The sequence below is a fragment of the Streptomyces sp. NPDC090022 genome (assembly GCF_044748145.1).
In the GTDB taxonomy this organism is placed as follows: domain Bacteria; phylum Actinomycetota; class Actinomycetes; order Streptomycetales; family Streptomycetaceae; genus Streptomyces.
Genome location: NZ_JBIVFN010000024.1, coordinates 1 through 18,440, shown reverse-complemented (window position 1 = coordinate 18,440; position 18,440 = coordinate 1). Strand labels below are relative to the sequence as shown.

Annotated in this window: 18 protein-coding genes and 2 pseudogenes; 9 read left to right on the top strand and 11 right to left on the bottom strand. The window is 72.1% G+C overall.

Annotated features, from left to right (window positions below; all coding sequences use genetic code 11):
* Positions 1-35 precede the first annotated feature (35 nt).
* Positions 36-431, bottom strand: a complete 396-nt coding sequence (locus tag ACIPXB_RS30050) for a hypothetical protein (RefSeq protein ID WP_401454853.1) — start codon at positions 429-431, stop codon at positions 36-38.
* A 128-nt stretch (positions 432-559) separates the two neighbouring features.
* Here ACIPXB_RS30050 and ACIPXB_RS30045 point away from each other — a divergent pair, with 128 nt between their 5' ends.
* Positions 560-1,192 carry a uridine kinase gene (locus ACIPXB_RS30045; protein WP_401454851.1) on the top strand — a complete coding sequence of 211 codons (633 nt, stop codon included), beginning with the start codon at positions 560-562 and terminating at the stop codon, positions 1,190-1,192.
* Between the two features lie 203 nt (positions 1,193-1,395).
* Here the strand turns inward: ACIPXB_RS30045 and ACIPXB_RS30040 are convergent, their stop codons facing one another.
* Positions 1,396-2,103, bottom strand: a complete 708-nt coding sequence (locus tag ACIPXB_RS30040) for a SigE family RNA polymerase sigma factor (protein WP_401454849.1) — start codon at positions 2,101-2,103, stop codon at positions 1,396-1,398.
* A 176-nt stretch (positions 2,104-2,279) separates the two neighbouring features.
* On the opposite strand from ACIPXB_RS30040, the gene afsQ1 reads away from it, so the two are divergent.
* The 4 genes from afsQ1 to ACIPXB_RS30020 all read left to right on the top strand — a co-directional run bounded on the left by afsQ1 (position 2,280) and on the right by ACIPXB_RS30020 (position 6,052).
* Positions 2,280-2,957 carry a two-component system response regulator AfsQ1 gene (gene afsQ1 / locus ACIPXB_RS30035; protein ID WP_401454848.1) on the top strand — a complete coding sequence of 226 codons (678 nt, stop codon included), beginning with the start codon at positions 2,280-2,282 and terminating at the stop codon, positions 2,955-2,957.
* The gene (locus tag ACIPXB_RS30030) at positions 2,954-4,453 is read left to right on the top strand and encodes a sensor histidine kinase (RefSeq protein ID WP_401454846.1); all 1,500 of its coding nucleotides are present in this window, start codon (positions 2,954-2,956) and stop codon (positions 4,451-4,453) included. Before afsQ1 ends, ACIPXB_RS30030 begins: the two co-directional genes overlap by 4 nt.
* Positions 4,434-5,129, top strand: a complete 696-nt coding sequence (locus ACIPXB_RS30025; protein ID WP_401454844.1) for a hypothetical protein — start codon at positions 4,434-4,436, stop codon at positions 5,127-5,129. Before ACIPXB_RS30030 ends, ACIPXB_RS30025 begins: the two co-directional genes overlap by 20 nt.
* Before the next feature lie 290 nt (positions 5,130-5,419).
* Complete coding sequence (locus ACIPXB_RS30020) at positions 5,420-6,052, top strand: hypothetical protein (protein WP_401454842.1); 633 nt, start codon at positions 5,420-5,422, stop codon at positions 6,050-6,052.
* 17 nt (positions 6,053-6,069) lie between these two features.
* Here the strand turns inward: ACIPXB_RS30020 and ACIPXB_RS30015 are convergent, their stop codons facing one another.
* From ACIPXB_RS30015 to ACIPXB_RS30000, 4 genes are all read right to left on the bottom strand, one after another.
* On the bottom strand, positions 6,070-6,498 hold the full coding sequence (locus tag ACIPXB_RS30015; RefSeq protein ID WP_401454841.1) for a hypothetical protein: 429 nt from the start codon (positions 6,496-6,498) through the stop codon (positions 6,070-6,072).
* A gap of 256 nt (positions 6,499-6,754) precedes the next feature.
* On the bottom strand, positions 6,755-8,401 hold the full coding sequence (locus ACIPXB_RS30010; protein WP_401454839.1) for a phospho-sugar mutase: 1,647 nt from the start codon (positions 8,399-8,401) through the stop codon (positions 6,755-6,757).
* Between the two features lie 64 nt (positions 8,402-8,465).
* A complete protein-coding gene (locus ACIPXB_RS30005; protein WP_401454837.1) occupies positions 8,466-9,272 on the bottom strand; it encodes a purine-nucleoside phosphorylase in 807 nt (268 codons plus the stop codon).
* 1,081 nt (positions 9,273-10,353) lie between these two features.
* Positions 10,354-10,791 (bottom strand): gamma-glutamylcyclotransferase, encoded by a 438-nt coding sequence (locus ACIPXB_RS30000; protein ID WP_401454834.1) that lies wholly within the window; start codon positions 10,789-10,791, stop codon positions 10,354-10,356.
* A gap of 438 nt (positions 10,792-11,229) precedes the next feature.
* On the opposite strand from ACIPXB_RS30000, the gene ACIPXB_RS29995 reads away from it, so the two are divergent.
* Both ACIPXB_RS29995 and ACIPXB_RS29990 read left to right on the top strand, forming a co-directional pair.
* Positions 11,230-12,669 carry an NAD(P)H-quinone dehydrogenase gene (locus ACIPXB_RS29995; protein WP_401454833.1) on the top strand — a complete coding sequence of 480 codons (1,440 nt, stop codon included), beginning with the start codon at positions 11,230-11,232 and terminating at the stop codon, positions 12,667-12,669.
* A 293-nt stretch (positions 12,670-12,962) separates the two neighbouring features.
* Positions 12,963-13,913: a DeoR/GlpR family DNA-binding transcription regulator gene (locus tag ACIPXB_RS29990; protein WP_401454831.1), complete on the top strand. Its 951-nt coding sequence runs from the start codon at positions 12,963-12,965 to the stop codon at positions 13,911-13,913.
* Positions 13,914-13,964: 51 nt separating this feature from the next.
* Here ACIPXB_RS29990 and ACIPXB_RS29985 read toward each other — a convergent pair whose 3' ends face one another.
* Positions 13,965-14,699 (bottom strand): hypothetical protein, encoded by a 735-nt coding sequence (locus tag ACIPXB_RS29985; protein WP_401455021.1) that lies wholly within the window; start codon positions 14,697-14,699, stop codon positions 13,965-13,967.
* 51 nt (positions 14,700-14,750) lie between these two features.
* On the opposite strand from ACIPXB_RS29985, the pseudogene ACIPXB_RS29980 reads away from it, so the two are divergent.
* Together ACIPXB_RS29980 and ACIPXB_RS29975 are read left to right on the top strand one after the other, a co-directional pair.
* Positions 14,751-14,845 (top strand): annotated as a pseudogene (locus ACIPXB_RS29980) (DeoR family transcriptional regulator); the annotation flags it as partial.
* A 99-nt stretch (positions 14,846-14,944) separates the two neighbouring features.
* Entirely contained in the window at positions 14,945-15,568 is a 624-nt protein-coding gene (locus ACIPXB_RS29975) for a hypothetical protein (RefSeq protein WP_401454829.1), read from the top strand.
* Positions 15,569-15,595: 27 nt separating this feature from the next.
* On the opposite strand, the gene ACIPXB_RS29970 is transcribed toward ACIPXB_RS29975, so the two are convergent.
* The 4 genes and pseudogenes from ACIPXB_RS29970 to ACIPXB_RS29955 all read right to left on the bottom strand — a co-directional run.
* A complete protein-coding gene (locus tag ACIPXB_RS29970) occupies positions 15,596-16,246 on the bottom strand; it encodes an IS630 family transposase (protein WP_401455008.1) in 651 nt (216 codons plus the stop codon).
* Positions 16,247-16,637: 391 nt separating this feature from the next.
* On the bottom strand, positions 16,638-17,081 hold the full coding sequence (locus ACIPXB_RS29965; RefSeq protein ID WP_401454827.1) for a hypothetical protein: 444 nt from the start codon (positions 17,079-17,081) through the stop codon (positions 16,638-16,640).
* Positions 17,082-17,208: 127 nt separating this feature from the next.
* On the bottom strand, positions 17,209-17,577 hold the full coding sequence (locus ACIPXB_RS29960; RefSeq protein WP_401454826.1) for a hypothetical protein: 369 nt from the start codon (positions 17,575-17,577) through the stop codon (positions 17,209-17,211).
* Positions 17,578-17,702: 125 nt separating this feature from the next.
* A pseudogene (locus ACIPXB_RS29955) lies at positions 17,703-18,440 on the bottom strand (transcriptional regulator); the annotation flags it as partial.

Genomic DNA, 18,440 nt, shown 5'->3' with positions numbered 1-18,440 from the left:
AGTGGCCTGCGCAGCCCCCGTGGTCGATTTCCGGCCTACTGCCCGGAGCTCAGCGGCGCGAGCAGCGAGCCCACGGCGTTGGCGGGCAGTTCGCCCACCTTCGAGCCGCTCGTGACGCTGCCGGTGAGCATGTCCGTGCCGACCCGGGGGAAGTCGGCGACCTGGGTGCCCACTCCGTTGTCCAGCGGGTCCACCCCGGTGTTGGCCAGCGGGTTCACCTGGAGGTTCGCGATCGGGCCGGTGACCCCGGCCAGGGCGTGCGGCACCGAGATCTCGCCCGCCTGCGCACCGCCGGCCGCCATGGCCAGGGCCGCTCCGGTCAGGGTGACGACGCCCGCCGCGCGGCGCAGGACGGATGCGGAAGGGGCGGAAGGAGCGGAAGGGGCGGCCGGGGCGGAAGTTTCGGGAGACTGTGCTGCGTGACGTGCCATGGGATCCACCTGAGGTCGTAGTCGCGTGCGCACGCAGCGTAGTGGAGGGTGTGATCCTGATACCAATCGATGCCAACTGGCCATCAGGAGGATCCCCTGCGCGGGGGAATGGTTCACACTGGTGTCCCGTGAGCTGTTCCTCCCCTCTGCCGACCCGCGTCGTCCTGCTGACCGGTCCGTCGGGCTCCGGAAAATCCTCGCTGGCCGCCCGGTCGGGCCTGCCCGTGCTGCGCCTCGACGACTTCTACAAGGAGGGCGACGACCCGACCCTCCCGCTGGTCGACGGCAGCTCGGACATCGACTGGGACTCGCCGCTGTCCTGGGACGCGGACACCGCCGTCGCGGCGGTCGCCGAACTGTGCGCCTCGGGCCGTACCCAGGTGCCGGTGTACGACATCGCCACCAGCTCCCGCGCCGGTGCGGAGACCTTCGACATCTCGCGGACGCCGCTGTTCATCGCCGAGGGCATCTTCGCCGCCGACATCGCTGCCCGCTGCCAGGAACTGGGCCTGCTCGCCGACGCCATCTGCCTGCGTGGCCGGCCGGCCACCACCTTCCGCCGCCGGCTGGCGCGGGACCTGCGCGAGGGGCGCAAGTCCGTCGGCTTCCTGCTGCGCCGCGGCTGGCGCCTGATGCGCGCCGAACGCGGCATCGTCGCACGGCACGTCGCCCTCGGCGCGCACCCCTGCGGCCGCGACGAAGCCCTCGGCCGCCTCGCCGCCGCTGCCGCCGGCCGGCACCGCGCACCGCTGGCCGCCTGAGCCCTGATCCACCTGGCAGACCCCGGAACACGGCACGCCCCCGGAACACAGCACGCCCCTGGAGCCGGGCGTGCCCGGCTCCAGGGGCGGACGTGAAGAAGCGGGACCAGTCGGACCCCCGGCCGACCGATCCCGCTTCCTCCCCCCATGGCCGCCGCCCCACCCCCGCAGGACGGCCCCCCTGGCCAGTGGTCTTCCAGGCCCTACGCGACGAGCTCCTCGAAGGACTCCGCCTCGTCACGGCCGAAGCTCAGCGCGTCGTCGTCGCGCAGCCGGCGCAGCGAGCGCCAGATGCTCGACTTCACCGTGCCGACGCTGATGCCGAGGATGTCGGCGATCTCCGGGTCCGTACGGCCCTCGTAGTAGCGCAGGACCAGCATCGTGCGCTGCGGCTCGGGCAGCCGGGCCAGCGCCTGCCACAGCACCGCGCGCAGCTCCGTGCCGCGCATCTCGTCCGAGTCGCCCACCGTCTCCGGCAGCTCCTCGGTCGGGTACTCGTTCAGCTTGCGGCGGCGCCACGCGCTGATGTGCAGGTTGGTCATGGTGCGACGCAGGTAGCCGCCGACGGCCGCCTTGTCGCTGATCCGGTCCCAGGCGCGGTACGTCGAGAACAGCGCGCTCTGCAGCAGGTCCTCGGCCTCGTGCCGGTCACCGGTGAGGTGGAAGGCGGTCGCGTAGAGCGCGGCGCGGCGCTCCTGCACGTACGCCGTGAACTCCGCCTCCGACGCCGACACCGACGTCGCCTTCTGGTCCCGCGGCTGCGGAACCGTCTCGTACGTCTTGGCGTCAATGGCTACGACATGTGCCGGCCGCGGACGGGCGACCGGTGCGTTACGGACACCTGCCCGGCGGTTCACATCGTGCAGCCGCGTGACAACCGCGCTGGTGGTGGTGCTGTGCAGCGTGTTCATCTCGCGCCCCCCGTCGTGGAGTGAAGCTTCGGTCCGTTGCTCAAAAGACTGCCCGGCCGACTTAACCGGGGTGTCCGCCGACTGTCACAGCCCTGTCACAGCGGCCGTGGGACGGCCGGAAAACGGGTGGCTCCCGGCGGTCGAACTCCGATCGGCCGATGGGACAGAATGAGCGGGTGCCTTTCCTGTTGCTGATCGAGGACGACGACGCCATCCGCACGGCCCTCGAACTCTCCCTGTCACGCCAGGGCCACCGTGTGGCCACCGCGGCGACGGGCGAGGACGGCCTGAAACTGCTGCGCGAGCAGCGGCCGGACCTGATCGTGCTCGACGTGATGCTGCCCGGGATCGACGGTTTCGAGGTGTGCCGGCGGATCCGGCGCACCGACCAGCTGCCGATCATCCTGCTGACCGCCCGCAACGACGACATCGATGTCGTCGTCGGCCTGGAGTCCGGCGCCGACGACTACGTCGTCAAGCCGGTCCAGGGCCGGGTGCTGGACGCCCGCATCCGGGCCGTGCTGCGCCGCGGCGAGCGCGAGGCCAGCGACTCCGCCGTGTTCGGGTCCCTGGTCATCGACCGCGCCGCCATGACGGTCACCAAGAACGGCGAGGACCTCCAGCTCACGCCGACCGAGCTGCGGCTGCTGCTGGAACTGAGCCGCCGGCCCGGCCAGGCACTCTCGCGCCAGCAGCTGCTGCGGCTGGTGTGGGAGCACGACTACCTCGGCGACTCCCGCCTGGTGGACGCCTGCGTGCAGCGGCTGCGCGCCAAGGTCGAGGACGTGCCGTCCTCGCCCACCCTGATCCGGACCGTGCGCGGCGTCGGCTATCGCCTGGACTCCCCGCAGTGATCCGCGCGCTGCTCGCGGGCCGGCGCTGGACCAGCCTGCGGCTGCGGCTCATCGTCGTGTTCGGGCTGGTCGCGCTGACGGCCGCCGTATCGGCCTCCGGGATCGCGTACTGGCTCAACCGGGAGGCCGTGCTCACCCGTACCCAGGACGCGGCCCTCGGCGACTTCCGCCAGGAGATGCAGAACCGTGCGGCCGCCCTGCCGGCCGAGCCGACCCCGGAGGAACTCCAGCGCACCGCCGAGCTGATGGCCGGCAGCGCGCCCGGCTACAGCGTGCTGCTCGTGCACGAGCGCAAGGACGGCCGCAAGGTGTTCGGGACCGCCGGCCCCGACACCTTCTCGCTCGGCGACGTCCCCGGGACGCTCCAGCACGCGGTCAACGACAAGCCGAAGGCGACGTCGGCCAGCAGCTCCGAGTACCACATGTACTGGCAGCGCACGACGCCCAAGGGCAACCCGTACCTGGTGGGCGGGACCCGGATCGTGGGCGGCGGGCCGACCGGCTACATGTACAAGTCGCTCGCGCAGGAGCGCGACGACCTCAACGCGCTGGGCTGGTCGCTGTTCATCGCCACCCTGCTGGCCCTGCTCGGCTCCGCGCTGCTCGCGCAGGCCGCCGCCCGTACGGTCCTCAAGCCCATCCAGCGGCTCGGCGACGCGGCCCGGCGGCTGGGGGAGGGCGAGCTGGACACCCGGCTCGACGTCTCCGGTACGGACGAACTGGCCGATCTCTCGCACACCTTCAACAAGACGGCGGAGGCGCTGGAGAAGAAGGTCGCCGACATGAGCGCGCGCGAGGAGTCCAGCCGGCGCTTCGTCGCGGACATGTCGCACGAACTGCGCACGCCGCTGACCGCCCTGACGGCCGTGACCGAAGTGCTGGAGGAGGAGGTCGACGGCCTCGATCCGATGATCGCACCGGCGGTGGAGCTGGTGGTCAGCGAGACGCGGCGGCTGAACAACCTGGTGGAGAACCTGATGGAGGTCACCCGCTTCGACGCGGGCACGGCCCGTCTGGTCCTCGACGACGTCGACGTGGCCGACCAGGTCACCGCCTGCATCGACGCGCGGGCCTGGCTGGACGCGGTGGAACTGGACGCGGACCGCGGCATCGTGGCGCGCCTGGACCCGCGCCGGCTCGACGTGATCCTGGCCAACCTCATCGGCAACGCCCTCAAGCACGGCGGCTCGCCGGTGCGGGTGTCGGTGCGGGTGGCGGACGACTGGCTGGTCATCGCGGTCAAGGACAACGGTCCCGGCATCCCGGCCGATGTGCTGCCGCACGTCTTCGACCGCTTCTACAAGGCGAGCGCCTCGCGGCCGCGTTCGGACGGCAGCGGGCTGGGGCTCTCGATCGCGATGGAGAACGCGCACATTCACGGCGGCGACATCACCGCCGAGAACGCGCCGGGTCCGGAGGGCGGCGGCGCGCTGTTCACGCTGCGGCTGCCGGTGGACGTGGGGAAGGTGATCGCCGGTGACGGCGTGGACGCGTAGCGCCCTGGCACCGGCGGGGCTGGTGGCGATGCTGGTGCTGTCCGGGTGCGGGATCCGGGCGACGACGGTGCCGGTGGACGTGGGCGCGGCCCCGTCGCGGGTCTCCTGCGACACCCCGGCGCAGGCGTCGCCGGCCGGGGTGCAGGGATTCCGGGCGACGGTGGAGCTGATCTGCGGCTCGCAGCTGGTGGGTGTGGACCGGGTGGTTCCCGTACCGGAGAAGCGGGCGTCGAAGGAACCGGTGGTGCTGGTCGCGCAGGCGCTGCTGGAGGCCCTGGAGAAGGCGCCGTCGGGCGACGAGCGGGACGCGGGCTTCAGTACGGGCGTGCCGGCCCTGACGGTGGCCCCGCCGCGCGCCGGTGACCCGGTGGGCACCCTGCGGCTGAGCCGCCGGCCCGAGGACCTGCCGCCGGTCGCGCTGGCGCAGATCGTCTGCACGCTGGCGGAGAGCGAGGCGGTCTCGGCGGGCGCGGGCCCGGTGGTCCTGGGCGGCCCGGACCCGGACCCGCCGCGGGCGTTCGAGTGCACGGACGCGGTGCGCTCCCGCCCGGAGTCGGCGTCGACACTGGGCGAGATCGTCCGCCCGGACGCGAGCGCGGGCGCGAGTACGGGCACGGGTCGCACGAGTGCGGGCCCGGGCCCGAGCCCGAGCCCCGGGGGTACGAAGTCCCCTTGACCTCGAGCGAGGTCGAGGATTCGTGATACGCCGGTACGGACGGCACCCGCGTGTACGGCCCGCGTGGTCCACGAGACCGGCCCGACGACGGCCCGGTGAGCGGGCCGAAGCCCGGGACGTCGGGGGGTCGGGGACGCCCCGGGCCGTTCATGGGTGCCGGCCGGGGCCGGAGTCGCGGCCTTGGCCGCCGGCGCGCTGCCGGAGCGCTGACATTTGTCACTTTGCTCCGGCTTGAACCTGTCTGATCCTGGGAGAAGTTGACCAAAGGATCTGTGGACGGGGGCGGTGTCGTGACCGAGGTGGCACACGTGACGGGGACGGTGACGGCGAAGCCGACCAGGACCGGCGTCGTGGGGGTGCTGGGCCGGTCGCTGGCGGCGGTGGTGCTGCGGCGGCCGGCGGTGCCGGGGCTGCGGCACTCGGCCGGGCTGCGGCAGCTGGTGCTGCCCCTGGTCGGCATGGAGCTCGTGACGGGGTTCCTGCTGTCCTCGATGCTGCCGCCGGTCGTCCGGCCGGTGCACATGGCGCTCGAGGCCCTGCTGGTCCTGGGCGGGCTCGCCCTGGTGGCCGCGCTGCTGCGGCACCCCCACGAGGTGGACGCGGACCGGCTGGTCCTGCGTACCGCCTTCCTCGGGGACGTGGAGCTGCCGCGCTCGGCGGTCCGGTCCGTCGCTCCGGTCGTCCGGACCGTCGACGGCAAGGGCCCGCGGGCCGTGCCGGGGGAACCGGACGCGGTGGCCTGCTCCGTGAGCGACTCGCTGAACCTGGTCATCCGGCTCGATCCGCCCGTCCGCCTCGACCTGGGCGCGGCAGGGCTGGTGGACGCCAGGACGGTGTACGCCTCGGCCGACTCCGTCCCCGCCCTGTCCGCGGCCCTCCGGGCGACGGCCCAGGCCGTGTCCTCCGGATCAGGCCCGGCCTGATCCGGAAGACACACGGCCTAGCGGTGCAGCGGCACGCAGCTGTTGCCGTCGCCGACCTTGCAGACGAAGAGCTGGACGTCACGCACGTTGTAGCCCTTGTCGGTGTTCTTCAGCTGGGCGTTGTAGGTGTGGGTCTTGTTGAGCCACCGCTTGTCGTCCTTGTCCCACTTCCAGTACTTGGCGTAGATCCCGACCTTGCGCCCGTCGTTGCCGCAGGAGTCGTACGGGGTGATGTCCCACCGGGTGTTGAACAGCGGCTTGCCATCGGCCTCGCCGATCCACTCCCAGTGGTAGGTGCCGGTCGCGCTCCCGCACCCGTCCCGCAGCGAGCCGGTGTGCCAGCCGCCCTCCCACGCGGCGTGGGCGACGGACGGCAGTGCGAGGACCATCGCGCCCGCGACGGCGGCCGTGACGGCCGACTTCTTGCCCAACTTTCCGAAAGCCATGGCTTTCCCCCTGATCAGGTAGTTCGGTCGAGGGGAAAGCTATGCCCCGCGCCCGCCTCCGCTCGCCCCACCACGGGTTGAACTCGCTCTACCACGAGCGTGGTGGGGGCCGTACACCCTGTGGGGTAGCCGGGGCCACGGAGACGGGGAGACACGCAGACGGGGAGACGCACAGGCGGGGGGACACGGAGACGGCGACGGGCCCCGGACCGTTGCGTCGAGGTCCGGGGCCCGTCGGGCGGGGCTGTGGCAGGGGCTAGATGCCCGCGGCCGCCGCGAGGTCCTTCTTGATCGCGTCCAGGACTTCCTGGCCGCGGGTGCGCGCCGGGGCCAGGTCGGCGGCGCCGCCGACCGGGACCACGACCTCCAGGTAGCACTTGAGCTTGGGCTCGGTGCCCGAGGGGCGGACGATCACGCGGGCCTTGTAGGCGCCGTCGAGGTAGTAGCGCAGGCCGTCCGTCGGCGGGAGCGCCTCCGTGCCCCGCGTCAGGTCCTCGGCGGACACCACCCGCAGGCCGGCCAGCGACGCCGGCGGCTCGGCGCGCAGCGCGGCCATCGCCGAGGCGATCACCGACAGGTCCGAGACGCGCACCGACAGCTGGTCGGTGGCGTGCAGGCCGTGCTCCAGCGCCAGGTCGTCCAGCAGGTCCGTCAGCGTACGGCCCTGCTCCTTCAGCTCCGAGGCCAGCTCGGCCACCAGCAGGGCGGCCGTGACGCCGTCCTTGTCGCGGACGCCCTCGGGGTCGACGCAGTAGCCCAGCGCCTCCTCGTACCCGTACCGCAGGCCCTCGACCCGGGCGATCCACTTGAAGCCCGTGAGGGTCTCCTCGTAGCCCACGCCGGCCGCCTCCGCGATCCGGCCCAGCAGGGAGGACGAGACGATCGACTCCGCGAAGACGCCCCGGGCGCCCTTGCGGACCAGGTGGGCGGCGAGCAGCGCGCCGACCTCGTCGCCGCGCAGCATCCGCCAGCCGTCGGCGGTGGGGACGGCCACCGCGCAGCGGTCGGCGTCCGGGTCGTTGGCGATCACGATGTCGGGCTGCACCTCGGCGGCCTTCGCGAAGGCCAGGTCCATCGCGCCCGGCTCCTCCGGGTTGGGGAAGGCCACCGTCGGGAACGCCGGGTCCGGCTCCGCCTGCTCGGCCACGAGCACCGGCTCCGGGAAGCCGTGCCGGGCGAAGGCCGCCAGGACGACGTCCTTGCCGACGCCGTGCATGGCCGTGTAGACGGTCCGCACCCCGCGCGGGGAGCCGGGGGTCAGGACCGCGTCCGTACGCGCCAGGTAGGCCTCCAGGACCTCGTCACCGAGGGCCTCCCAGCCCTCCGTGGGCCGGGGCACCTCCGCCAGCGCGCCGATCCGCGCGATCTGCGCCGCGATCTCGGTGTCCGCCGGGGAGACGATCTGGGAGCCGTCGCCGAGGTAGACCTTGTAGCCGTTGTCCCGGGGCGGGTTGTGGCTCGCGGTCACCTCGACGCCGGCGACGGCACCCAGGTGCCTTATCGCGTACGCGAGGACCGGCGTCGGAAGCGGTCGGGGCAGGACGGCGGCGCGCAGGCCGGCGCCGGTCATCACGGCCGCGGTGTCCCGGGCGAAGTCCGCCGACTTGTAGCGCGCGTCGTAGCCGATGACCACGAGCCCGCCCGCGTGGCCCTGCGCCTTCAGGTAGGCCGCCAGGCCCGCCGCGGCCCGGATGACCACGGCGCGGTTCATCCGCATCGGGCCCGCGCCGAGCTCGCCGCGCAGTCCGGCGGTGCCGAACTGCAGCGTGCCGGAGAACCGGTCCGCGAGCTCCGCCGTGTCGCCCGACTCGATGAGCCGTGCCAGCTCACCGGCCGTCTCCGGGTCCGGGTCCTCCGCCAGCCAGGCCTGCGCCCGGCCGATCAGGTCGTCCTGCTCCTGCAACTTCTTCCGCCTCTTCCTCGTACGTCGTCGCGGCTTCGCGTCGTGCGGCTTCGTGCCGTACGGCTCAGATCCGGGCGAGGACCTGGGTGAGCAGCTCGCCCATGCGGGCGGCCGAGTCGCGGCCGGCCTGCAGCACTTCCTCGTGGTTGAGCGGCTCGCCGGAGATGCCGGCGGCCAGGTTGGTCACGAGGGAGATGCCCAGCACCTCGGCGCCGGCCTCACGGGCGGCGATGGCCTCCAGCACGGTGGACATGCCGACCAGGTCGGCGCCCATGACGCGGATCATGTTGATCTCGGCCGGGGTCTCGTAGTGCGGGCCGGGGAACTGGACGTAGACGCCCTCTTCGAGGGTGGGGTCGATCTCCTTGCACATCGCGCGCAGGCGCGGCGAGTACAGGTCGGTCAGGTCCACGAAGTTCGCGCCGATGATCGGCGAGGCCGCGGTGAGGTTGAGGTGGTCGCTGATCAGGACCGGCTGGCCGGGGCGCATGCCCTCGCGCAGACCACCGCAGCCGTTGGTCAGGACGATGGTCTTGCAGCCGGCGGCGACGGCGGTGCGCACACCGTGGGCGACGGCGGCGACGCCGCGGCCCTCGTAGTAGTGGGTCCGGCCGAGGAAGAGCAGCGCGCGCTTGTCGCCGATCTTGTACGAGCGGATCTTGCCGCCGTGGCCCTCGACGGCGGGCGGGGGGAATCCGGGCAGCTCGGTGACGGAGAACTCGGCCTCGGGCGTGCCGAGCGCCTCGGCGGCGGGCGCCCAGCCGGAGCCCATGACGAGGGCGACATCGTGGGTCTCGGCGCCGGTGAGCTCACGCAGACGCGCGGCCGCGGCGTCGGCGGCGGCGTGGGGGTCGGTAACAGATGCGTTCACGCGGACGAGGGTAGCTCGTTCTGGCCTACGCGCGTAGATGGCACAGCTCACGGTGTTCGGATCGTTGCCTTGTCGTTTCCGACGATTTGCGGCCTCCCGGCGGGGCGGGGGCCGGGGCGGGCCCCTGCGGCCGGGCCGGGGCGGGCCTTGCGCCGGGCCTGGGCGGGCCCTGCTCCGGGCCTGGGCGGGCCCTGCTCCGGGCCTGGGGCGGGCCCCCTGTGCCGGGCCCCGGCGGGGCTCGCGCCGGGCCCCCGGCGGGGCTCGCGCCGGGGGCCCGGGTGCGGCTTCGCGCCGGGTCCCGGGTGGGTTTCGTGCCGGGAGCCCGGGTGCGGCTTCATGCCGGGGCCCGGGTGGGTTTCGTGCCGGGTCTCGGGTCCGGCTTCGTGTCGGGTCCCGGGTGGGTTCCGTGTCGGGTCTCGGGTGCGGCTTCGTGCCGGGCCTCGGGCGGGCCCTGTGTCGGGGTCGGGCCCCGTGCCGGGCTTGGGGTGGGGCTTCGTGCCCGGCTTGGGCGGGCACGCGTGTCGTGTCCCGGGCAGGTCCTGCGCCGGGTGCCGGGCGCGGCTTCGTGCCGGGTCTCGGGCGAGCTTCGTACCCGGGCCTGGGCGGGCTCCGCGTTCCCGGCCCCGGGTGGGCTCTGTGCCCCCCGTGCGGGGGCTCGACCCGGCACCGGGCGGGTGTCGAGCCGGCGCCGACCAGGATCCGACCGGGCCTGGGCGGGCCCCCTACCGGGCCTCGGCCGGTCCTCGACCCCGGGGCCGGTACGGCCCCTGGCCCCCGGACCTCGACGGCCATGGCCCGGGCGCTGCGGTGGCCTTGCAGCCGGGGTGGTCACCGCAGGGGGCGGGCTGTGCGTCGGTGGGGCCCCGCGGAGGCGCGGGCGGCAGCGTGCCGTTCCCCTCTTGGCCGTCGGGCAGCGGCTCCCGAGCAGCCCCGCCGGCGTTTGAGGCGCCGCCGGAGGCTCCGCGGACAGGCGGTGGTCGGCTGCGTGCGGTTCCGCACCCGGCCGTCGGGCAGTGGCTCCCGGGCAGCCCCGTCGGCGTTTGAGGCGCCGCCGGAGGCTCCGAGACGGGCGGTCAGGGCGTCAGCAGGGTCGTTTGCGCAGTTCCATCACGTAGTCGTGCGGCGCCCCCGCCGATTCGGCCGCGTCGGCGATCTCGCCCAGGTAGCGGGCCGAGGGCAGGCCGCCCTCGTAGCCGTTCAGGACGTACACCCACGCCGCCTCCTCGCCGTCGAGGGTCTGCACGCGGACCCGCATGCGGCGGTAGATGTCGAGCCCGACGCCTTCCCAGCGGTCCATCGAGTCCTCGTCCAGCGGCGCGATGTCGTACAGCGCGACGAAGACCTGGTGGCGCGGCGCTTCCACGATCGTTGCGAGCGCGCCCTCCCAGCCCATCTGTTCCCCGCCGAACGTCAGCCGCCAGTCCTGGAGCCACCCCGTGCCGCGCAGCGGGGAATGCGGGGCGCGGCGCGTCATCAGCCGCGGGTCGAGGTTGCCGGCGTACGCGGCGTAGAGCGACATGAGGTCGAGGGTACGGGAGGGGCACGGGTGGAGGTGTGCCCGGCCGCCGCACGGGCCGTCGCACGCATGTCGCAGGGCTGTCGGGCCGACGTAGCGGCGGATGTCACGGCGGATGCCGGGCGGCCGTGGGGCGGTCGGGGGACGGCCGTGGGACGGCCGTGGGACGGTCGTGGGGCCGGGCCCGGCGGGGGACGGCGGACCCGGCGATGGCCGGGCACCGCCCCGGTTGGCGGACCGGACGGCGGGCGGGGAGCCGGGTCCGGCGGGACGGCGTACCGGGCCGGGGGCCGCTCCGGCACCGCCCCGGTTGGCGGACCGGGGGAGAAGCACCTTGAAGCGTGCGGGACAATGGGGCACGGAATGCATCCCCCGGGGAGACCCCCCGGCAATCCCCGGCCGGGGCGGCAGCCGGCCGGGTAGACGTGAGGCGGAGTTTTCGTGACCCGGATCGTGATCATCGGCGGCGGACCCGGCGGGTATGAGGCGGCGCTCGTAGGGGCCCAGCTCGGCGCGGAGGTGACCGTCGTCGACTGCGACGGTCTGGGCGGGGCCTCGGTCCTGACCGACTGCGTACCGTCCAAGACCCTCATCGCGACCGCCGAGGTGATGACGAACTTCGATTCGTCGTACGAAGAGCTCGGCATCATCGTCGCCGACGACACCCCGCACCTGGAGCAGGCCGCCCGCGTCGTCGGCGTCGACCTCGGCAAGGTCAACCGGCGTGTCAAGCGGCTCGCGCTCGCCCAGAGCCACGACATCACCGCCTCCGTCACCCGCGCCGGCGCCCGCGTCCTGCGCGGCCGCGGCAAGCTCGGCGGCCCGCAGGGCATCGACGGCACCCGCGACGTGATCGTCACCGCCGCCGACGGCACGGAGACGATCCTCACCGCCGACGCCGTCCTGATCGCGACCGGCGGCACCCCCCGCGAGATCCCCGACGCCCAGCCCGACGGCGAGCGGATCCTGAACTGGACCCAGGTCTACGACCTCGACGAGCTCCCCGAGGAGCTGATCGTGGTGGGCTCCGGCGTCACCGGCGCCGAGTTCGCCGGCGCCTACCAGGCCCTCGGCTCGCGCGTCACCCTCGTCTCCTCCCGCGACCGCGTGCTGCCCGGCGAGGACCCGGACGCCGCCGCCGTCCTCGAGGACGTCTTCCGCCGCCGCGGCATGAACGTCATCGGCCGCTCGCGCGCCGAGTCCGCCAAGCGGGTCGGCGACCGGGTCGAGGTCACCCTCTCCGACGGCCGGGTCATCACCGGCACGCACTGCCTGATGGCGGTCGGCGCGATCCCGAACACCAAGAACATGAACCTGGAGGAGTCCGGGGTCCGCCTGAAGGAGTCCGGCCACATCTGGACGGACAAGGTCTCGCGCACCTCCGCGCCCGGCGTGTACGCCGCCGGCGACGTCACCGGCGTCTTCGCGCTGGCCTCCGTCGCGGCCATGCAGGGCCGGATCGCGATGTACCACTTCCTCGGCGACGCGGTGACTCCGCTCAACCTCAAGACGGTCTCCTCGAACGTCTTCACCGACCCCGAGATCGCGACCGTCGGCTACACCCAGGCCGACGTCGACGCCGGCAAGATCGACGCCCGCGTCGTCAAGCTGCCGCTGCTGCGCAACCCGCGCGCCAAGATGCAGGGCATCCGGGACGGCTTCGTGAAGCTGTTCTGCCGCCCGGGCACGGGCATCGTCGTCGGTGGCGTGGTCGTCTCGCCGCGCGCGAGCGAACTGATCCACCCGATCTCGATCGCGGTCGACAACAACCTGACGGTCGAGCAGATCGCCAACGCCTTCACGGTGTACCCGTCCCTGTCGGGCTCGATCGCCGAGGTGGCCCGCCAGCTCCACACCCGCAAGGCGGCGGGCGAGGCGTAACGGGGGACGGCCCTGGCGAACAGCGCTTCGACGGGTGGACCGTTGGGGGAGGCGCGGGCGGACCCGTGACGGCAGACGCCGGGTCCGTCCGTCGCGGCCGTCGCAGCCGCCCGGAGTGCGCGCCTACCCCAAGATGCCCTGGGCAACTGGAGTTTGAAGTTCCGTCACGCACTATTGGCAGGATGGCGGTGGCGGCGTGACCCATACCACACATAGACATGCAGTGCGTCCAACTTCTTCCTTTTGAGGCAAGGGCCTGAAAGGAATGGACTGCTTGCGTTACCGTCTGTTTCGTGTTCGCTGCAGAACGTCGCCAGTTGATTCTCGAAATGGTGCGCGCCAACGGAGCCGTGTCGCTCCGTGAGCTCGCCCGCGTCGTCCAGACCTCCGAAGTGACCGTACGGCGGGACGTGCGGGCGCTGGAGGCAGAAGGACTCCTCGACCGCCGGCATGGCGGTGCGGTACTGCCGGGCGGGTTCACCCGTGAATCCGGCTTCCCGCAAAAGTCCCACCTCGCGACGGCGGAGAAGACCGCCATCGCCGATGTCGCGGCCGGCCTGGTCGAAGAAGGCGAGGCCGTCGTCGTCGGCGCGGGCACCACGACCCAGGAGCTGGCCCGCCGGCTCGCCCGGGTGCCCGGCCTGACCGTCGTGACCAACTCCCTCCTGGTCGCCCAGGCCCTCGCCCACGCCAACCGGGTGGAGGTCGTCATGACCGGCGGCACCCTGCGCGGCTCGAACTACGCGCTCGTCGGCAGTGGCGCGGAACAGTCCCTCCAGGGGCTCCGGGTCTCCCGCGCCTTCCTGTCGGGCAGCGGCCTGACGGCGGAGCGGGGCCTGTCCACGTCCAACATGCTGAGCGCGAGCGTCGACCGGGCGCTGGTCCAGGCGGCGGCGGAGGTGGTGGTCCTGGCGGACCACACCAAGCTCGGGACGGACACCATGTTCCAGACGGTGCCCACGGACGTGATCACCCGCCTGGTGACGGACGAACCCCCGGCCCACGACGACCGAGCCGCCACCGAACTCCAGGCCCTGGCGGACCAGGGCGTCCAGATCACGGTGGCCGGCTCGGCGGTCCCGGGCGGCGCGGTCGACGGGATCCCCCCGCGCCGCCCCCGCCGCGACTCCCCCCTCCCGGTCCAGCGCCGCGGCGGCCCGACGGCCCAACTCCGCAGCGCGTCGGCCCTGGTCGACCCGGGCGACCGCGAACGGGCGCGGGTGGCGGACATGCGGCGGCGGTAGCCGATCGGCAGACGCCGCAGGCCGGGCCCCCGGGCCCGGCCACGCCGCCCCCTAGAAGGGCGGCTCGTCGAGCGGACCCCTGTCGGCGCTCCAGAACGCGTCTGCGGTGTCGTCGGTGTCTTCGGCCGGCGCGTCCGGGCCTCTCAGCGACCCCACCTCCTCGCCCCAGGCCTCGAGCGCCGCAATGGCCGCCGCCCGGTGGCCGTGGACGGAGCTCACGGCCAGAACGGTCCGCACTTGCGGGGCCAGTGCGTCGCGGAAGGACATGAGCTCCGGCGCGTCCAGAAGGTGCACGGCGGCGAGCAGCGCGGCCTCCGTCACGGACGGGTCGGGATCGGAAACCCAGGGAAGCACTCCCCGGAGGAGGGCGGGCCGCATCGCCCGTATGTCGCCGACGTGCGGATTCCGGTCCCGCGCCGCGGAAGAGCCGGACCATTCCTGGAGCTGGCGCTCCCATCGGACGGTGACGACGAAAGCCACGTCCGCCAGCCACGCCAGCAGGCGGCTGCGATGGGAGCAGGTCAACGACTCCCTGCCGCGAGGATCTCCGAGAACGGCCGCCACGCACAGCGCGGCGGCCGGTGTCGCGGAGCAGAGGGACCCTTGATGAAGCAGATCGTCCCAGAGGTGACCAAGGGCGGCCGTCACCGCGCGGGCATCTCCGGACACGAGACCGGCCAGCTTGGCCGGCGTCTCGGGCGCGGCCGGCCCGAAGGCGTGCGACAGGCGGGACCAGTCGACCTCGTCGGCGAGTGTGCCCGGATCAGGCAGCGGCCCAACAACCATCCGCGCATCATGTCACGTGCTGTCTACCGGAACCCCTTTGCCGGCATCCCGCCGACGGACGTGATCCCGCCTGGTGAAGGACGAGCCACCGGACCACGACGATCGGGCCGCCACCGAGCTCCAGGCCCTGGCGGACCAAGGGGCCAGACCGCGGCCGCCGGCTCGGGCGGGGTCCCGGGCTGACACTGCCGCCAGCAGCCCCCAACCCGACCGGCCGGCTCACGGTCCAATGGGATGATGGCCATGTGATCGCTCCTGCAAGCATTGAATTGGACCGGTTTCTGACCACTTGGTTCGGGCCCCCGGGGGAAGCGAAGCCCCTGCCGGAGCAGTGTGATTGGCTTCCCCAAGCGCTGCTCGAGTGGAACGTGCTGGTCTCGAGATGGAATGTTGGCCTGAATTTCGTCACCTCAATGGTTCCTCCTGAAGAGATCAAGGTCGCCAACAGTAAGGCCGTCTTCATGTTGGATTGTGGAGCGGACTGGTACTGGAGTTTTGACCCGGCCATACCAGGCAGCGTGTTTGACGCCCAGTATCACGAACCTTGGGAGCGGAGCCCCGAGTCGATGTCCGAGTTCCTCGTGCAGCGGACCGTGATGGAGGTGCTTCTCGGGGCCGAATCCATCATGCGGGCGTCCTCGGTTCCGGGTGAGCGTATGGGGCAGCTCCTCGGATCGGCAAAGGAGATCGCGTTCAAGGGCTGGAGGTGGCCGGCGCCTGGCTATCGGTACTTCATGAGGGGCGACGTACTGACGCAGATCATCCGCTGCTACGACGGTTCGGGTTGGGACGTCGAGGTCGCTGCTCCGGATCAGGGAGCCCTGTCCGGGCTCGAGGACATTCCTGATGTGACGTGGCTGGGTTATTGAGCCGGAACTGATTGGTTTCCTACTGGATCACGTAGCGGACATGGCAGGCGGCGAAGTAGCCGCGCAGACGATGCGGGGTTGGCGTTGTCGGCGTCGCAGGAAGCGCCAGGTCTCGCGCGTGAGATCACCGGCTGATGCGGCGCGGGCGGCGTGGACGTGGTGTTCAAGGTCGGCGTTGAGCAGCTCGTCGGGGTTGAGCGCGGGGCTGTAGCCGGGCATCAGGTGCAGTTCGACGCGCTGGGCGTTCTCAGCGAGCCAGGCCCGCACCGCCTTGCTGCGGTGAACCGGGTGCCGGTCGACAATCGCGTGGACCTTACGCCCTGCCTGGCGGGGAAGGCGGTCGAGGAACGCGCAGAACACCTCCGCGGTGAACTTGCCGGGGAAGACGGTGAACCACAGCGCGCCGCGGGAAGCGACGGTGGATTTGATGGTGACCCTGAAGCGACGTCCGTTCACGCGCACCAGGGGGGTCTGCACGGCCGGTGCCCACGAACGCCCCGGCGGCGCGGTGTCCGAGCGCAGACCACACTGATCGGCCCAGACCAGCTCGGCCCTCTCCCCGTTCGCCCGGGCCCTGATCGCCGGATACTCCTCCTGCAGCCACCGGCCGACCTCGTCATCCTTCTGCCGGTAGGAGCGACGCGCGGGCCGCTGCGGGGTGAAGCCGTGCCGGCGCAGCCACTTGCCCTACGACCGGGCCGCCACCGAACTCCAGGCCCTGGCGGACCAGGGTGTCCAGATAACCTTGGCGGGCTCGGCGGTCCCGGGCGGCGCGGTGGACGGCATCCCCCCGCGCCGCCCCGCCGCGACTCCCCCCTCCCGGTCCAGCGCCGCGGCAGCCCGACGGTGCAACTCCGCGGCGCGTCGGCCCTGATGGAGCCGGGCGACCGGGAACGGGCGCGGGTGGCGGACATGCGGGGGCGGTGACGCAGCACAAACGCCCGGCCTGTTCAAGATGACAGGCCGGGCCTCTGTGATTCTGGCTCTCCTTGCTCGAACTCACCGGCGAACGGCTCTCACGCCCTTCTGCACGGTGAAGCCGTCACCGGAGTCGGTGGAGGGTCCGGCGTCAGCCCCCTTGACGGGAGAGCAAGCGAATCAGATCGCAGGCGTTGCCGGAGATTTCTCGCCAGGCGTTTGCTTCGCCCAGGAAGGCGACACTTGGATTGGCGAGAGAACCGCGGTAGTCCAGAAGGAAGGGCAGATCCGGCCCAAGGTCCCCGATGATCACGGTTGTTGTCCGTGACATGTGGCCGGGGGGAGCTGGATCTGCGGAGGTGCCGAAGTAGCACTCCAGGGTTTCTTCGTCGAGCTCTTCACGCCACCACTGAGTCGCCCCCCTGATCCCCGCGATCGAGTAGAAGCGAGGATGCACCGGAGCCTGACCGAACACCTCCTCGATCCTGGGGGAGTCAGCCAGATTCATCCAGGCCTCCTCCTGGATAGATTTGACCAAGCAGGGAGGCAGGGGCATGCCGAAAATGGTCTCGTAGAACTGACCGTCGTGGTTCATCTGGATCTCACCCGTGTGCTGGCTGACATGGTGGTTCGCTGGCGTCCGTCGTAGTGCGCGTGGTTGTTGCCGTCGTTACTGCCGTCAGGAGCCGTACGCCGCCCCGCATGTCCCGGCGCTCCCTGAGTCAGTCACCTTCGGTCGTCTCAGGCGGGTCCGGGATGCGCTCCCCGCGGGATTCAGCGACCCGGAGCGCGTCGGCCAGGGCTTCGGTCAGCCGGCAGGCGAGCCAGCGGTACTCGACGGCCGACAGGTCCCGGGATCCGGGGGCCACGGCTGTTCGGGCGTACTCCAGGAGTTCTTCGCCCATGTCGAGTTGGACTTCTTCGATGCTGTCGGCGAGCGAGGAGAGGTAGCCCCTGCCGTCGGTGCTGAGGTAGCAGGGGTTCCCGTCCTGAGTAGTCCATGGCAGTAACCGGGGACCGGTCACACCTGCGGCTGCGTCGTGCAACTCCCTGCGGCGCATGCGGTCCGCGTCGGTCCTGGATGTGCTCATGGTGCACCCCCACCTGGGTAGCCGAATGGAATACGGCGACCGTAGGGGGCTACTGTCCGTCACTCCATCGGCGAGGCATGCCAGTTGTCGACAGAGCGTGCCGGAAGTATCGCGTTGCGTGGTAGCTATCCGAAGACGCCCAGGTAGTCGGCCATCTCTCGCATCTCCGTTGTGAGGGTGCGCTTGCGCTTGCCCAGGATCTCCTGCATGGTCTCGGCGGCCATGTTTTGGTGCCGCATCCACTCCGGGGCCGCCTCTCGGGCTCGGGTCAGCTCGTCCATGGCGGCCGACAGGTCGCCTGTTTTCGTGTGGGCGCGCGCCACGTCGAGGGTGAAGCGGTTCCCGTCGTTCGTACTGGGCCTGCCCAGGCGCTTCCACGCCTTGGGCGACAGCTCTTCCTGTTCGCCTGCCTTGCGGACCACGGCGCGCGCGTCGCCTACGACCATGGAGTCTTCGAGGGCTTTCATCGCCGCTGTGACCGGTCCGAAGACGGACCAGTGCCGTGAGACGTTGCGGTGCGACGTGCCGACGGCGGCTGCCGCTACCCGGGCTGCCTTCCGGTACTCCTTGGCCACATCCGGGCGGTTGTTGCGGGCGGCTGCGGCGGCGGCTTCCATGGCCAGACCGCCCCACACCGCGTAGTGGTCCGGCTCGGCCCCAGTGATCTTCGGTTCCACCGCGTCCATGCTCTGTGCGGCGATCCGCTCCGCCTCGTCCAGCCGCCCCTGCCTCACCAGCAGCCAGCACATACCGCCGACGCCGGATCCTGCCGCGAGCATGTCCCCGGCCCGCCGGGCATCCGTGATCGCGCCTGCCAGGGCGGTGTAGGCGATGTCGTACTGCCGGACCTGGGTGAGGTAGGT